This window comes from Tenacibaculum xiamenense (assembly GCF_964513065.1).
Taxonomy (GTDB): Bacteria; Bacteroidota; Bacteroidia; order Flavobacteriales; family Flavobacteriaceae; genus Polaribacter; species Polaribacter xiamenense.
The window spans coordinates 251,779-268,928 of sequence record NZ_CAZEQU010000005.1; the positions used below are offsets into that span (position 1 = coordinate 251,779).

General features: G+C 32.7%; 10 protein-coding genes. 2 read left to right on the plus strand and 8 right to left on the minus strand.

Annotated features, from left to right (window positions below; all coding sequences use genetic code 11):
* Positions 1-25: 25 nt before the first annotated feature.
* The 7 genes from sufC to ACKTTV_RS01525 form a co-directional block, all read right to left on the minus strand.
* Positions 26-778 carry a Fe-S cluster assembly ATPase SufC gene (gene sufC, locus ACKTTV_RS01495; protein ID WP_408029030.1) on the minus strand — a complete coding sequence of 251 codons (753 nt, stop codon included), beginning with the start codon at positions 776-778 and terminating at the stop codon, positions 26-28.
* 73 nt (positions 779-851) lie between these two features.
* Entirely contained in the window at positions 852-2,300 is a 1,449-nt protein-coding gene (gene sufB / locus ACKTTV_RS01500) for a Fe-S cluster assembly protein SufB (RefSeq protein ID WP_408029031.1), read from the minus strand.
* 26 nt (positions 2,301-2,326) lie between these two features.
* Positions 2,327-2,656: a HesB/IscA family protein gene (locus tag ACKTTV_RS01505; RefSeq protein ID WP_408029032.1), complete on the minus strand. Its 330-nt coding sequence runs from the start codon at positions 2,654-2,656 to the stop codon at positions 2,327-2,329.
* 114 nt (positions 2,657-2,770) lie between these two features.
* On the minus strand, positions 2,771-3,829 hold the full coding sequence (locus ACKTTV_RS01510) for a cytochrome-c peroxidase (protein WP_408029033.1): 1,059 nt from the start codon (positions 3,827-3,829) through the stop codon (positions 2,771-2,773).
* Between the two features lie 34 nt (positions 3,830-3,863).
* Positions 3,864-4,622, minus strand: coding sequence for an MbnP family protein (locus tag ACKTTV_RS01515; protein WP_408029034.1), 759 nt, complete (start codon positions 4,620-4,622; stop codon positions 3,864-3,866).
* Between the two features lie 46 nt (positions 4,623-4,668).
* Positions 4,669-5,991: a hypothetical protein gene (locus ACKTTV_RS01520; protein WP_408029035.1), complete on the minus strand. Its 1,323-nt coding sequence runs from the start codon at positions 5,989-5,991 to the stop codon at positions 4,669-4,671.
* Positions 5,992-5,993: 2 nt separating this feature from the next.
* Entirely contained in the window at positions 5,994-7,439 is a 1,446-nt protein-coding gene (locus ACKTTV_RS01525; RefSeq protein WP_408029036.1) for a choice-of-anchor B family protein, read from the minus strand.
* A 144-nt stretch (positions 7,440-7,583) separates the two neighbouring features.
* Between ACKTTV_RS01525 and thiL the strand changes: the two genes are divergently transcribed.
* Positions 7,584-8,630, plus strand: coding sequence for a thiamine-phosphate kinase (gene thiL, locus ACKTTV_RS01530; protein WP_408029037.1), 1,047 nt, complete (start codon positions 7,584-7,586; stop codon positions 8,628-8,630).
* Positions 8,631-8,875: 245 nt separating this feature from the next.
* Positions 8,876-9,346 carry a peptidoglycan-binding protein LysM gene (gene lysM, locus ACKTTV_RS01535; protein WP_408029038.1) on the plus strand — a complete coding sequence of 157 codons (471 nt, stop codon included), beginning with the start codon at positions 8,876-8,878 and terminating at the stop codon, positions 9,344-9,346.
* Positions 9,347-9,400: 54 nt separating this feature from the next.
* Here the strand turns inward: lysM and ACKTTV_RS01540 are convergent, their stop codons facing one another.
* Complete coding sequence (locus ACKTTV_RS01540; RefSeq protein ID WP_408029039.1) at positions 9,401-17,149, minus strand: amino acid adenylation domain-containing protein; 7,749 nt, start codon at positions 17,147-17,149, stop codon at positions 9,401-9,403.
* Between the last annotated feature and the right edge of the window lies 1 nt (position 17,150).

The following is a 17,150-nucleotide window of genomic DNA, read 5'->3' on the forward strand; positions in this document are numbered from 1 at the left end:
TTAGTGACATGTAAATTCTAACATTTTAACTATTCACTTCTTCTTTGATCCAGTCATATCCTTTTTCTTCAAGCTTTAAAGCCAAGGAAGCATCACCTGTTTTTACAATTTTACCATCGTGTAAAACGTGTACATAGTCTGGTACTATATAATCTAATAAACGTTGATAGTGTGTAATAACAATTACTGCGTTATCTTCTGATTTTAATTTGTTAACTCCGTTAGCAACAATTCTTAACGCATCAATATCTAAACCAGAATCTGTTTCATCTAAGATTGCCAATTTAGGCTCCAACATAGCCATTTGGAAAATCTCATTTCTTTTCTTCTCTCCTCCAGAAAAACCTTCGTTTAAAGAACGAGATAAAAACTTACGATCAATTTCTAATAATTCAGATTTTTCACGAATCTTCTTAAGCATATCTTTAGCTGGCATTTCTTCCAAACCTTGTGCTTTTCTAGATTCGTTGATAGCAGTTTTAATAAAATTTGTTACAGTAACTCCAGGAATTTCAACTGGGTACTGAAATGATAAAAATACTCCAGCATGAGCTCTTTCTTCAGGAGCCAATTCATCAATATCTTCACCTTCTAATTCAATAGAACCAGAAGTTACCTCATACTCCTCTTTACCAGCGATAATTGAAGATAACGTACTTTTTCCCGCACCATTTGGTCCCATGATTGCATGAACTTCTCCAGCTTTAACTTCAAGGTTAATTCCCTTTAAAATTGCTTTGCCCTCTACTTCTGCGTGTAAGTTTTCTATTTTTAACATTGTTACTTTATATGTTGTCTAAGCTTTTGCTTATATATGAGTTTAAAAAAATGTTTTTTCGAGTTGGTTTTAATTATCCAACACTTCCTTCCAATGATATTTCTAGTAATTTTTGAGCTTCGATAGCGAACTCCATTGGAAGTTTGTTTAGTACTTCTTTACTAAATCCGTTAACAATTAATGCTATTGCTTTTTCAGTATCAATACCTCTTTGATTACAATAGAATAATTGATCTTCTCCAATTTTACTAGTGGTTGCTTCGTGCTCAATTTGAGCCGTTTTATTTTTAGCTTCAATATAAGGGAAGGTGTGCGCTCCACATTCATTACCCATTAATAAGCTATCACATTGAGAGAAGTTACGCGCATTTTCAGCACGAGAATTGATTTGTACTAATCCTCTATAACTATTTTGAGATTTACCAGCCGAAATACCTTTTGAAATAATGGTAGACTTAGTATTTTTACCTAAGTGAATCATTTTTGTACCTGTATCTGCTTGCTGGAAATTATTAGTTACGGCAATCGAATAAAATTCACCTACCGAATTATTCCCTTTTAATACACAGCTTGGATATTTCCAAGTTACAGCTGAACCAGTTTCAACCTGAGTCCAAGAAATTTTAGCATTGGTTTCGCATAAACCTCGTTTAGTAACGAAGTTAAACACTCCACCTTTACCTGATGCATCACCAGGGAACCAGTTTTGAACTGTTGAATATTTAATTTCAGCATCGTCTAAAGCAATTAGCTCTACAACTGCTGCGTGTAATTGGTTTTCATCTCTTTGAGGAGCAGTACATCCTTCTAAGTAAGAAACATAACTACTTTCATCAGCAACAACTAAAGTTCTTTCAAATTGTCCGGTACCTCCTTCATTGATTCTAAAATAAGTAGATAATTCCATTGGACAACGAACTCCTTTTGGAATATAACAAAAAGATCCATCAGAGAATACTGCTGAGTTTAAAGCAGCATAGAAGTTATCTGTTGGAGGAACTACTGAACCAATATATTTTTTTACTAATTCAGGATGTTCTTGTATCGCTTCTGAAATAGGCATAAAAATAATACCTTTTTCAGCTAATGTTTCTTTAAATGTAGTGGCTACAGAAACAGAATCCATTACAATATCAACGGCAACATTAGCTAAACGCTTTTGTTCGTCTAATGAAATACCCAACTTCTCGAAAGTCGCTAATAACTCAGGATCAACATCATCTAAACTATCTAGTTTAGGTTTTTGTTTAGGTGCCGAGTAGTAAGATATAGCTTGAAAATCTGGTTTTTCATAAGTAACATTAGCCCACTCCGGCTCTTCCATTTGTTCCCAAATTCTAAAAGCTTCCAAACGCCATTCTGTCATCCATTCAGGTTCGTTTTTCTTTTTAGAAATAGCGCGAACAATATCTTCATTTAGTCCAATCGGAAACTTTTCACTTTCAATATCTGTGTAAAAACCATATTCATATTCTTTGGTTTTTAGTTCTTCTCGTAAATCGTCTTCAGTATATTTACTCATCAGTTATTAATGTTCTGTTTGTTTTTTTATAAGGAGAAGCTCTCTCCACATCCACATGTTCTATTGGCATTAGGATTGTTGAAAACAAATCCTTTTCCATTTAAACCACCTGAATATTCAAGAGTTGTACCCACTAAGTATAAGAAGCTCTTTTTGTCAACAATAATTTTTACACCATTGTCTTCAAATAACTTATCGTTTTCTTCTTGCTCTTTATCAAATTTTAGATCATATGATAAACCTGAACAACCTCCACTTTTAACACCTACTCTTACGTAGTCATTAACAGCATCGAAGCCATCTTCAGTCATTAATTGAACGACCTTCTTTTTTGCAGTATCTGAAACTTTTATCATATCTTAAATAGATTAAATCCAAATCAGCTACAAAGATAGTGACAAAATATGATTTATATCATTTTTTGGAATGGATATAGTCTATATTGTCATAAAGAAAGTTGATTTTATGTCTTAATTGGTGAATTCAGGGTTGTTTATGAAACTCGGATCGCTGAGAGTAAGTAAAAAAGCTTTCAAATCTGCTTTATCTTGATCGGAGAGTTGCACGCCACCTTCATGAACTTTTTTCATAAGAGGATCTACTGTTGAAGAGTTTTGTAAACCTTCGGAGTAATGATTAATCACTTCTTCAATAGTGGTAAACCTTCCATCGTGCATATAAGGAGCTGTATAAATTAAATTTCTTAGGGAAGGTGTTTTGAATTTCCCATTATCATTAGGATCTCCAGTTACTGCACCTAGACCCAAATCTGTAAAGTTCGAATCAAGGGCATTATTGTGAAATTCATTATCGGTCCACAAAGGGTTGTGTTCTCCTCCATGACAATGAAAACAATCTCCTTTATCTTCTCTGACAAAAACATCAAATCCATTGAGTTCTTGTTCCGTTAAAGAAACATTTCCAAGCAAATAATTATCAAATTTAGAGTTAGCGGAAATAAGTGTACGTTCAAATTGAGCAAGTGCTTTGGTCACAAATGTTGAATCTATTTTGGAAGTATTAAATGCTTTTAAAAACAAGTCAGGATATTCATTGTGAGTCTGTAATTTTTCAGCAACATCTTTCCAGTTGCTATGCATTTCAATGGGATCTCGTACTGGAGAAAAAGCTTGCCTTTCTATGCTCAGTTCCGCGCCATTCCACATAAAGCGTTCGTCAAAGTTCCAAGCTAAATTAAACAACGGCATTGAGTTTCTGCTACCACGTATACCGTCTACGCCAACGCTAAATTTTTCGTTGTCGGAAAAGGAATTCTCAGGCTTATGACAACTTGAACAAGATTGAGAGTTGTCTTTGGAAAGTATAGGGTCGAAAAATAATTTCTTGCCCAAAGCGATCCCTTCTTCTGTAAGTGGATTGTTAGTTGGAACTAAAGGAGCGATTAATTTTTGTTTTAAAATTTCAGGAACATCCAAGTCAACTGCTTTAGGAGTATATACTTGCACATCATTGCTCGGTGAAGAGCAACTAAAAAAAAGAAGCGCAAGTAGTATTCCTAAATATCTCAAAGTTGTATTTGCCTTTGTTTTACACCTATATTAGTTACTGGGTAATTCCTCCTAAACGGAAAACATTTTTTCCATTATCTGACATGTCTAATTGAGCGTCAAAATTCATCATTAAATCAGTACTTCTCTCAGTTAAATCCCATGCATGAGGGTTTTTAAACCATTCGGATAAATCCATTTTTATTTCAATAGTAGCATTGTTGGTCAAAGAAACACTTCCTAAGTTTAATTTAAAAGAAGTATCCTTTAACGAGTCAGTTGCTGCATCATATGCTTTTATAGCATGGAACTCATAAGGATATTGAACATCGGTAGTGTCTTTAAATTTACCGTCAAGTTGCAAGAAGTGGTAGCCTCCAGGTTTTTCAGCATGAACATTCCAATTCGCTGTATTCAAATCGGGGTAGTTTCCAGAAATATTATCATTGTCGTCAAACCCAAAAGTGAAAGATAAATTATAGGTCCCTTCTGAAATTGTTTCAGGAAGTTCATGAATTAAGCCGTCTCCTAAGGAATCAAGTACAACGAGCTTATAACCTTCAAATTTAATAGTGTCGTTATTGCTTTTTATTAAGTTAATTCTCGAAATTAAATAACGAAGACGTTCAATGCTTAAAACATTAGATTCTTGATTTTCAAAATCAAATTTATTAAAATCATCAGCATCTAGAGCGGTACCACCCCAATTATGAGTGAAGTTTAACTTAACAGAAACTTGTTTAATTGGTTCGTCATTATCGGCACTACAGCATAGTATGAAAAATGATAAAAAAATGATTGCAAATTTTTTCATAGATAAATTTGTTAATGCATAATGTAAATATACATTATAACCGTTTTTACTTTATTTTTAGTATTAGTATATCGGAAAATCCTTTGTTCTCTGCGATGTCCTTGTCGTTACTTGTACTTTCACCAACACCTATTACGGTACCATCAAGGAGTTCAACAGCATCAAAGCAAAAATCGATGTTTGAACCTCCTACATTTTTTTGCCAAATGATGTTGGCTTGTGAATCTATTTTTAAAACCCAAGCATCATTTTGTCCTTTATTTTGAATAGTTTCAAAAGAGCTTCTCGTGCTGCCCGATACTAAAAAGTGACCATCTGCCATACGACGAACAGAATTTCCGACGTCAAAATTACTTCCACCAATATTTTTTTGCAACAATAAATTGCCCTCATTGTTAATTTTAACAATACATAAATCAGCTCCACCCGAATTTTGAGCAATGTCTTGATCATTACTTCGACTATTCCCAACAATGAAAAAATTATTGTCGTTCGTTTGAACAATGGCCTTGGCTTCATCTATTTCCGAACCGCCATAGTTTTTTTTCCATAGAAGTTCACCTGTATTATTAATTTTAATAACCCAAAAATCATAGGTTCCCTTATTGTCTGTAATATCAACATCAGTACTATCGGAAGTACCTGCAATAATAAAATTACCGTTTTGAGTCTCAACAATCCCAGAAGGAGTTTCAGTAAAAGTACCTCCATAATAACGACTCCATTCAAGTATTCCTTGAGAGCTTAATTTGATAACCCAAAAATCACCACCAGCATGTAATGGTCTTGATCCTGTGTTTCCTTCACCCCCAGAGGCGGTGACATCCAGTTCACCAGAAATTAAAAAACCTCCATTTGAAGTTTCGATAATAGATGTACCGAAGTCTTTACCTAGGTAACCTAAGCTTTTTTGCCAGCTAATAGTTCCGGTAGAATCAAGTTTTAAGATCCAAAAATCTTTATCACCTGCATTTTCACTTACATCAAGATCAGAACTTTCAGAATAACCTACTAGAGCAAAGCCTCCGTCAGATGTTGAAATTATTTTTTCTCCTCTATCATCACCACTTCCACCATATGTTTTTATCCATTGTAATTCATTACTTTGAGAATATTTAACAACAAAAAAATCGAAACTCTCATTAAGCTTGGTAGAAAAATCGAAGTCATTGCTTTGTGCATAACCGAGAATAGCATAACCTCCATCGCTAGTTCTAACAATTGATTTGGCTACCTCGTTTTTTGTACCCCCAATAGTTTGAACAAAATCTATTTCTTCTTGGAAAGTGGAAGATAATTCAATTGTCTTCTCGCCACAGCTAGTTAATAGAAGGAGAAAGGTTCCTAAAAGTGTTAGTTTTTTTATCAATCTTATTGGTTTACGATTAGTTTTTTTACGGTTTTGTTGTTTATTCTTATCAAGTAGATCCCTGCAGATAAATTGTTAATATCAATTTCAAAATTTTGACTATTAATATTTTTAAAAGAAAAAATCTGTTTACCTAAAATAGAAACAATATCAATAGTTTCGATGCTACCTTTATTAATTGATACAATTGGATTTATATCGGTTGGATTTGGATAAATATTAAAGGAAGTATCCTCGTTTTCATTTGGATTTGAGCTTAAAGTACCACTTTTCCTAACAATAAACATACCTCTATTGATATCATTAATTACAATGTTTCCACTTGGAAAATAAGGATAAACACTCCAAACACCTCTAAAAGATGTATTATCATTTTCTGGATGTGTATCAAAATATCCAATTTCGGTCATTGGACTTGATGATGATGAAATATTAGATATATCCAGTACTCTCATTCCTGCCGTATAACTAGATAAGAAAAACTCATTCCCTTTTGTATAACCATTATGATCTATCGCTTTGGTTTCACCTAAATAAGTTGAAGATAAGTTAGGGTTGTCCAAATCTTGTAGGTCAAAAATAAGAGTTCTTGTGTTCATTCCATAATTTCGTTCATCTGTTTCATCGCCTAAAATAAAGTAACGATGATCTTCAGTAAACCAACCTTGATGCGTATACCCAATTTGAGGATAGTTAATGTTGGATATTCTTGTTACATTACTCTTATCCGAAACATCCAGAACTACAATTTCATTTTCATTACTACCAATATAAATTTCCTTGCCTTGGTGTTCAGTATCGGGACCGTTATAAGTTATAACTTGAGCATCATGTGAATATCCATCCGACCTATAATCACCTAAACTTGTAGGATTGGTAGGATCTGAAATGTCTATGAAAATAGGTCCTCCTCCATTAGTACTTCTACAGCCAACTAAATACGCAACTCCTTTATCTTCATTAATAACAATATTATGACAACTACCTACTCCAGTATAAATGGCATCAGCCGTAAAACTCTGTTCGGAAGTTACTCCGCGAAGTTTTGTTAAGTCAAAAACCTGCATTCCATGTTCTCCGACAATATCGGCTACAATAAAAGCGTGATTATTATAAACTTTAATATCTCTCCAAGAATTGTTTCCAGCATTAGAATCTAACCTCCCAAGAAAAATGGGATTCACTGGGTCTGTAATATCAATAAAAGCAGTACTGTTGGACATGCCTGCAATGGCATACTCTTTATTTGTTGTGGTGTCAGTCCATCCCCAAATATCACTACCGCTTGGAGATCCATTAGAATTAGCAAGCGTTGAAATTGGAATAAAAGCCATTAAATCGTAATTATTGCAGGGATACTCTCCCGCCATTCCATTTGTACAGGTGGTTTGAGAATGAATAGCTGTAATTGCTAATAAAAAGGAGATGAAAAATATATTCTTAGACATACTGAATAATTTAGGGGGTGTTTAACAAATTTATAAAATATTGATAAACAATGCGAAAAAGATTTTTGTCACTATTGTTAATTTAATGAATAGACAGGTTAAGATACAGTATGTTAATTGTTGAGATATAAGTATCTTTGCAGCATGTTAGAAAATAAAAATCAAGATAGAACTTCGTTGTCATCGTTAGGTGAGTTCGGGCTAATAGATCATTTAACGAAGCATTTTTCATTGCAACATTCAACATCAGTGAAAGGAGTAGGTGATGATGCAGCGGTGTTGGAGTCTTCTGAAAAACAAACAGTAGTAACCACAGATTTATTGGTTGAAGGTGTGCATTTTGATTTAAGTTATATGCCTTTAAAGCATCTGGGATATAAAGCTGTAATGGTAAATTTATCTGATGTGTATGCTATGAACGCAGAAGCTGAGCAAATTACAGTTTCTATTGCTGTTTCTAATAGGTTTTCTTTGGAAGCTATAGAAGAGTTGTATGCAGGTATTCAATTGGCTTGTCATACTTATAAAGTAGATTTAATTGGTGGAGATACAACTTCTTCAAATAAAGGAATATTAATTTCAATTACAGCTATAGGAAAGGCTCCGAAGGAAGATATAGTATATCGCGATGGAGCTAAACCTACCGATTTAATTGTGGTTTCCGGTGATTTGGGAGGTGCGTATTTAGGACTGCAAGTTCTGGAAAGGGAGAAACAAGTGTTTCAGGTAAACCCGCAAAACCAACCAGATTTAGAAAATTATTCCTATATCATAGAAAGACAGTTAAAACCCGAAGCTAGAAAAGATATCCCTAGGCTTTTAAGAGATTTAGAGGTGAAGCCTACTTCAATGATTGATATTTCTGATGGACTCTCATCTGAAATTTTCCACATTTGTACTCAAAGTAAAGTAGGGTGTAAAATTTATGAAGATAAATTTCCTTTAGATCCTCAGGTGATTTCTACTTGTGAAGAATTTGATATTGATTCAACAATGGTTGCTTTGAGTGGAGGAGAAGACTATGAATTATTGTTTACTGTTTCTATTAACGATTTTGATAAAATTAAGGGAAATCCACATTTAACAGTTATTGGTCATATTACTGAAAAAAACCAAGGATTGAATTTAGTTACCCGTGCTAACCAAGAAATAGCGTTAAAAGCACAGGGCTGGAATTCATTCGAAGAATAAACATCAGGTCGTTTCTAAAAACGACCTTTTTTTGCACTTTTCGCAAAGTGTATGCACGAGAAGAAAACTCTTCAAAGCCCCATTGTTTACTGATAATGAAAGTTTAAAATAGCTTAAAGAACATCCTTTTTGAAATTATAAATTTATGTAACTGTTATGTCTAATATTGCGTTGTATTTTTTTGGTATAAAAGTTGTATATTAGGCAAATAGAAACATTTATTTATTAACAAAAAATCAAAAAGAATGGGAATTTTTTCATTTATCAAAAATGCTGGTGCAAAAGTATTTGGAATCGGGAAAACCACAGAAGAAGAAGCTGCAGAAAAAGCTGGGAAATTAGTTGAAGCTGTAAATGCTTTGGACTTATCAGTAGCTGATTTAGCGGTAACTGTAGACGATGATAAAGCAACAGTTAGTGGTGAAGCTGCTGATTTAGCTACTAAAGAAAAAGTAGTGTTAGTAGTTGGAAATACCGAAGGAATTGCATCTGTAGAAGATAATATGACTGTAGCAGAAGTAGAAGAGATTAAGGAAGAAGAAATGGCGCAGTTTCATACTGTTGTAAGTGGAGACACTTTAGGTAAAATTGCCAAAAACTTTTACGGAGATGCAATGAAGTATCCTGTAATTTTCGAGGCAAACAAGCCAATGCTTTCTCATCCAGATAAAATTTATCCTGGACAAGTACTAAGAATTCCACCATTAGTGGACTAATCTAGGTTACAATATATGATAAAAAAGGCTGTCTTAGACAGCCTTTTTTTATGGTTAAACCATTTCTAATTCTTCAGTATTCTTAAAACGATACCAGAAATTAATTTTTTCTCCATAGTCGAGCATTCGTTTTATTTGTAGTTCATCTATTTCATTCCAAATAAAACCTAATTTCTTAAGAAGGTAATCCGTTTGTTCACTGCATACTTGATAAGGAATAACATTAGAAACTTCTGCATCAAAGGCATTAGAGTGTAAAAGGAAACGATTGATAAGTTCTTTCTTTTCATTGTATTGACCCAATAGGTTTTCAAAGAAATCACTCATTTTTTCAAGGGTAATCGAATAACCATTTTTATTTGCTAAATCTGCAAATTTGTTGCTATCCAACAAATGTGTATTTCTAATATGGAAGTTTCTATTGAACAATTCCTTTTTATTGAATAATAACAAAATAGCTTCGGCTACCTTGTCAATACATGAAATCTCCATCTTTTGTTGTGATACAGGCATAGCTTCAACTGCTAGGAATGATTTTATTCGATTATAAAAAGCATTGTCTTCAATGTTCTTTTGAAAACTTCCATTAGTACTATTGAAACTTAGATTTCCTACCCGATAAATATTTGCTTTTATCCCTTTTCGTCTTGCTTGATCTAGGAGTGTATCACCTTCTAATTTACTCTTTGTATAAAGATTATTGTGGTTTTGGTTCTTGTTGGTTTCTTTCTCTGTAAACAATAAAGAGGAGTCTTGTGAATTTACATTCTTAAAGCCGGAAATACTTAATGTGGATACGTGATGTATTACTTTTGAAATTCCTTGAAAAGCAAAAGAAATCATAGTTTCAATTGGGTATACATTGACTTTTTGAAAGCTTTCTAAGCTTCCATAGTGCTTAGCGTTGGCGGCAGCATTAATAATTCCATCAATGGATTGTGTTAGTTGCTCATAAAGAGGAGCATCAATTCCAAATAATGGTTTCGAGATATCTCCTGCAAAAACAACTAGGTTTTCAGTGTTTGGTAATTTTTCATCAAAATAAAACCTGAACAACTCAGACAATCTTACCCAAGCAGATTCATTATTTTCTGCTCTTACAATTGTTGTTACTTTTGACGAACTTTGAAGCAATAGATTCCTAAGAAGATTTATTCCTAAATAACCTGTTGATCCAAGGAGTAATATATTGTTGTAAGTTGTTTCTTTTTGAGTGTTTATTGTATCTAACTCATTAATCTTTGAAAGATATTCCTGCTTTTCTGTATAAATTTTCTCTGCAATAAGTTTTTGTTGTTCTAATTTTTTAGACTTTTTGTTCACCTCTTTTTGATTCTCTAACTCTCTTAATTGGGTGATACGATATTGAATTTTGTTTTTAAAGAAATCTTTTGAGTAACTTACATTCTCTGACAACTGAGCAATTGTAGGAAACTTAAATAAATCATTAATTTCAAGCTTAAAATATTCTTGAAGTTTCGCTACAAGGCGAATTGCCAAAATTGAATTACCTCCAATTTCGAAGAAGTTATCATGAATCCCTATTTTATCTAGATTTAAAACGTCTATCCATACTTTTGTAAGTTGCTCTTCAGTTTTATTTCTTGGAGCAATATAAGAATCTGTAGAAGTATTTAAAACTTCAATATCTAATAATGCTTTTTTGTCGACTTTTTTATTGTTCGTTAAAGGAAATTGATTAATTGGAATAAATGTTGAAGGAACCATAAAACTAGGTAAAGTAGCTTGTAATTCTTCTCTAATACTTTGTTCATTAAATCCATTTTCTGTAGTCAGATAACAAATAAGTTGATTGATACCTTGATTGGTTTTTTGGGCCAAAACAACGGCTTGCTTAACTTCTTTTATTTGACTTACATGATGTTCAACTTCGCCTAATTCTATCCTGTAGCCTCTAATTTTAACTTGATCGTCTTTTCGTCCTATAAACTCAATGGTTCCGTCAGGTAACCATCTAGCAAGGTCTCCTGATTTGTAAAGCTTCGTTTTTCCAGTTTTATCAAACGGATTAACCACAAACTTTTGGTTGGTTAAACTTTTATTATTTAAATAACCTCTACCAACACCTATACCCCCAATACATAATTCTCCAATAACACCTATTGGAAGAAGATTAAAGTGGTCATCTGTAATGTAAATTTTAGTATTATGTATTGGTTGTCCAATGGTAATTCTATTTGTTAAAGAACTTCTTAAAATGGTAGCTGAAATACTTGTTTCAGTAGGTCCATACGCATTAAAATAGTTATAATGTTTAGCAAATTTTTTCGCTACGTCATAGGGTATAGTTTCACCACCAGTAACGAGAGTTTTTGCTCCTTTAATATCATCAACAGATAAAAGTTGTACAAAAGCAGGAGGAAGCTTTACTATAGAAATGTTGTTGTCGGCAATGTAATTTCTTAAGTACTCAACATTCGATTTTTCACTTTCTTTATAAATATGCAAAGTACTTCCACTTAGTAGGGTAACAAAGGCTTCTAATATGGAAGCGTCAAAAGAGAAGGTTGAAAATTGAAGTAAACGATCTGTATGTGTAATTTTCAAAATATCAATAAAAGAAAACAAAGTGTTAAGAACGGATTTATGCTCAATCATAACTCCTTTGGGTCTTCCTGTACTTCCAGATGTATAAATTATATAAGCAAGGTTTGATGGGAGAGTGTTTATTTCAGGGGCTAATTTGCTATACTTATTACATTCTTTACTGAACTCATTTATTAGTCTGATATCAATAGTGATTTTCGATTTTGAATCTTCTTTTATATAGGCTTTTCTTTCCTCAGGATAGTTTGTGTCAATAGGAATATATGCCGCTCCTATTTTTACAATAGCAAGAATTGAGACGATGAACCAATCACTTCGTTCTAATATAATATTAATGAGTTCTTCATGTTCAATAAGATAGTTCTCATTTAAGAAGTTAGCCAACTGGTTCGACTTCTCATCAAGTTCTTTGTAGGTAAGTTGATTATTCTCAAAAACTAAAGCTATATTATTTGGATATTCTTGTGCTATTTTTGAAAAGTATCCGTGAAGTGTAAAATTTTCTGGAAAAATTTTGTCAAAACTGTTAAAAGTAGTTAAGGTTAACTCTTTTTCTTCCAGTGTTAAAATTGAAAGTTTATGGATAGAAACTTCGATATTATTTACGATGTTTTTTAAGAGTTGTATATATCCATTTAACAATCGTTGAATAGTGGTCTCCTCAAATAATTCGGTACGATAATTAATTCCTAAATGAATATTATTACCCTTTTCGTAAGTGCTTAAAGTTAAATCAAATTTGGCACTTTCACTATTAGTTCCAAATGGTGAAATTTTAATATCATTTAAATTAAGTCCTTCAGATTCTTCTGGTGTATTTTGCAAAACAAAAGCAACCTGGAATAATGGAGAAGTACTCAAGTCTCTTTCATTTAAAACACGATCAACTATTTTTTCAAAAGGAGCTAATTGGTTGTCATAGGCTTCAAGAGTTGTGTTTTTAACTGAGTTTAAAAATTCTTTAAAACTTATGTCTTTACTTAAATCACTTCTTAAAGCTAAGGTGTTAACGAAGAACCCAATCATTCCTTCAAGCTCTGCTTGAGTTCTGTTTGCAATTGGAGTTCCCACACAAATATCCTGTTGATTGCTCCATCTGCTTAACAATACTTTAAAGGCCGAAAGTAAAAGCATGAATAACGTAACACCTTCTGCTTTGCAAATAGTATTTAAAGAAAGGCTTAATTCAGGAGATAACTTCTGATGAACACTATTTCCAGCACTACTTTGTATAGAGGGTCTGGTAAAATCTAACGGAAGTGTAATATTAGGAACTGCTTGTAGTTTTTGTTGCCAATAGTCTAGCTGGTTTTCAAGTATTTTTCCTGAAACAAATTCACGTTGCCAGATAGCATAATCAGCATATTGGATTGATAAAACAGGTAATTCAGGTTGTTCTCCTATGCTTAAAGCTTTATATATGGTACTGAATTCATTCAAGAAAATATCTTTAGACCATCCATCTCCAACAATGTGATGGAAAACACAGGCAAACACAAAGTTTTGCTCTGAAACTTTGAATAGCTTAGCCTTTACTTTATAATCTTTGGCTAAGTCAAAAGGTGAAGAAACAAATGCTTTAACTTGTTCGTTAACTCGTTCATTTTTGTTAATTGTTTCTTGATCTAATTTCCAATTTTTTTCTGAAACTATTTTTTGAAAACCATAGCCATCATTGGATAGTAACATGGTTCGTAATATTTCGTGACGAGCAATAATTAACTTGAGTGTTTTTTCAAGAAGAGAAGGTTGAACATTCCCCGTTAACTCAAGAATCATTGGCATATCATATTCTACACTACCTTTAAATTTATCAATAAACCATAATCGTTCCTGACTAAAAGAAAGTGGAATGTATGCAGGACGTTCTTCAATTTTTAGTACTGGAGGTAGTAAAGTTTGCGTGTCTTGGTTTGATATATGTTCAACTAATAGCGCTATGGTTGGATGTTGAAAAATATCTTTAATAGCAATCTCTATTTGTATCTCTTTTCTAATAATTGAAGCCAAACGTGTGGCCAGCAGGCTGTGTCCTCCTAATTCAAAAAAGTTATCATTAACACCAATTTTTTCAACTTTTAATAATTTTGACCAAATGGAAGCTAATTGCTTTTCTAGTTTACTCTCTGGAGCAATATAAGTAGTTAAAGAAAGTAAGGAAGTATCAGGTTCTGGAAGTGTTTTTTTGTCTATTTTCCCGTTTTGCGTCAATGGCATTGTTTCAAGAGGAACCCAAATTGATGGAACCATGTAGTCTGGTAGAAGTTTTTTGAGTTGGTTTTGAACTTGTTCTTTGTTGAATTGATTTTGAGATACAATGTATCCTACTAAACGATTGTTTTCTTGATCATCTTTTTTCGCAAGAACACAACATTCAATAACATTCTCTAAGGAAATCAATGCGTTTTCTATTTCCCCAAGTTCAATTCTGTATCCTCTTACTTTTACTTGGTTATCAATTCTTCCTAAGAAAATAATGTTTCCATCTGAAGACCATTTGGCTAAATCACCCGTACGATAGATTTTCTCACCAGTTTTAAATGGGTGTTCGATAAATTTTTCTGCTGTTAAATCAGGTTTGTTTAGATATCCGTTAGCTAACTGTTTCCCACCAATGCAGAGTTCACCGGGAACTCCTTTAGGAACTAATTGTTGGTAAGCATCTAAGATGTAGATTTGATTATTGGTAACTGGGAAACCAATAAAAGAAGTTTTTTCGTCTAAATTATTGTTTTTATAGCTTAACTCATGTGTTGTTACAACATGGGCTTCACTTGGACCATAATGATTGTGCAGAGTAACATCACTTTTCTTTAAATAGTTAATAACATCTGGAGTCATTTTTAATTGTTCACCAGCCACAAAAATGTTTTTTACTGATGTTAATTTCTCAAAATAGCCTTCAGAGCTAAAAAAGTTAAAGAAGGATGTTGGAAGAAAAATAGTATCAATAAAATTTTCTCTGATATAATCTTTTAAGGCAAAAGCGTCTTTTTTGAGTTCTGCTGATACAATATATAACTCTTTACCTTGTGTTAAGGTGAAAAATATTTCTTGAAATGATACATCAAAACTTATGCTTGTAAATTGGGTTACTCTATTCCCAGGAATATTTGCTTCTTTTTGAAAGCTGATAAGATTAAAAAGGGATTTATGAGGCATAAGCACACCTTTTGGTTTGCCTGTAGAACCAGAGGTGTAAATAATATAAGCTAATTGGTTTTCTGTAACCTCAGGTAAATCTTTATTTGGGGTTACCGTAATAGTTGCCCAATCTTTATCTAATAAAATAAGTTCAATTGCTTTATTAGATAGGGAGTTTTGATATTTTTCATTGGTTAGCAACAATTGAATTCCAGAGTCTTCAATCATGTGATCGATTCTATTCTGAGGATATTCAGGGTCAATAGGTACATATGCGGCACCTGTTTTAAGGATCGCTAAAACTCCAAGAATCATTTCCGAAGAACGCTCGATACAGATTCCAATCTTGTCGTTAATTTGTATTCCTTTTTCCACTAAAAAACTAGCAACTATGTCAGATTGATAATCCAGTTCTTGGTATGTTAGCTTTTTATTTTCAAATACGAGAGCAATGGCATTTGGAGTTTTGTGAACTTGTTCTTTAAAGAGCTCTAAAACTGTTTTATGATTAAGATACTCTTTAGTGTCATTATTGAATTTATGCAATAAAAGTGTTTCCTCTTCTTGATTTAAAATATTGATCTGATCTATTCTTTCTTCAATGTTTTGAGTAATGTTTGTTAAAAGAATTTCAAAACTGTTGAGTATCTGTTGTGCTGTTGATTCTTTGAAAAGATCAGTACAATACTCCATGCTCAATGATAATTGATTGTTAGATTCACTGATTTCTAGTACTAAATCAAATTTAGAACTCTCTTTTTTAATCGCATGACCTGAAATCTTAAGGTTTTCTAGTTCTATTTCTTTTGAGTCATCGGGAGTATTATTCACAACAAGCATTACCTGAAACAAAGGAGACATACTTAAATCTCTTTTATTAGAAACACTATCAACTACTTTATCAAAAGGAACTAATTGATGATCATATCCATCAAGAGTAGTTTGTTTTACAGATTGAAGAAAATCTATAAACTTAGGGTTTCCTTCCAAATTACTTCGGAAAGCTAAAGTGTTTACAAAAAAACCAATGAGCCCTTCAAGTTCTGCTTGAGTCCGATTAGCTATTGGGCTTCCGATACAGATGTCTTTTTGATTGCTATATCGACTCATCAACATCTTAAACGAAGAAAGTAAAAAGATAAATAGGGTTACATCTTGCTGTTGGCAAAGTTTTGAAATATCGGAGCTTACTTTTTTATCTATTTTCAATTTAACGCTGGCTCCTTTTTTACTTTGAATAGCAGGTCGAGGATAATCAGTAGGAAGTAATAAGTTATGAACTCCGTTTAGTTTTTCTTTCCAATAATTTAATTGTTTCTCTAAAATAGTACCTTCAACATGTGCTTTTAACCATAAGGAGTAATCAGAATATTGTATCTCTAACTTAGGAAGGTTGCTTTCTAGGTTTTGAGAAAAACGACGGTATAGAGTAGTGAATTCATTTGTGAAAATACCTGTAGACCACGCATCTGCGGCAATGTGATGAAACATGCAAAGTAGTACAAAATTATTTTCATTTAATTCAAACAAATAAGCTTTAAACATGTAGTCTTTAGAAAGATCGAAAGGAACTTTTGTAAACTTTTCAATGTTTTCGTCTATAGTGTTTTCAGTGACTTTAACATGCTGTAAATTCCAATTACGGACTGAGTTTATCTTTTGATAAGGTATTCCATCGTCTGATAAAAGAGTTGTTCTTAAAGATTCATGCCTTGAAACAATCTCTTGTAAAGATTGTTCAAGGGCATTACTATTTAAATCACCTTCCAAACGTAAAAGGAAAGGCATATGGTATTCAATACTACCATGCAATTGATCTAAAAACCACAGTCTTTCTTGACTAAATGATAATGGAATTTTAGCTCCTTCCGTTAGCTCTTGATGGGTTATTTTAACTAAGTTGTTTTTATTTGCTTTTGATTGGCGTTTTTCGAGATATGCTATAATCTCAGTTTTATGTTCTTTTAGCTGTAAGATTAAATTTTTATCTACAGGTTTTGTTGCTTTTAGTTTAAGAGAACCTTCGTTAACTTCTAGTTTAGCTCCGTTTTGATGTAGTTCTTTTAAAATGTTTAATATATGTAAGCTCATG

Bases quoted from the DNA above. Each gene is read 5' to 3' on its own strand.
- sufC (WP_408029030.1), bottom strand. From the start codon at position 778: ATGTTAAAAATAGAAAACTTACACGCAGAAGTAGAGGGCAAAGCAATT.
- sufB (WP_408029031.1), bottom strand. From the start codon at position 2,300: ATGAGTAAATATACTGAAGACGATTTACGAGAAGAACTAAAAACCAAA.
- ACKTTV_RS01505 (WP_408029032.1), bottom strand. From the start codon at position 2,656: ATGATAAAAGTTTCAGATACTGCAAAAAAGAAGGTCGTTCAATTAATG.
- ACKTTV_RS01515 (WP_408029034.1), bottom strand. From the start codon at position 4,622: ATGAAAAAATTTGCAATCATTTTTTTATCATTTTTCATACTATGCTGT.
- ACKTTV_RS01525 (WP_408029036.1), bottom strand. From the start codon at position 7,439: ATGTCTAAGAATATATTTTTCATCTCCTTTTTATTAGCAATTACAGCT.
- thiL (WP_408029037.1), top strand. From the start codon at position 7,584: ATGTTAGAAAATAAAAATCAAGATAGAACTTCGTTGTCATCGTTAGGT.
- lysM (WP_408029038.1), top strand. From the start codon at position 8,876: ATGGGAATTTTTTCATTTATCAAAAATGCTGGTGCAAAAGTATTTGGA.
- ACKTTV_RS01540 (WP_408029039.1), bottom strand. From the start codon at position 17,149: ATGAGCTTACATATATTAAACATTTTAAAAGAACTACATCAAAACGGA.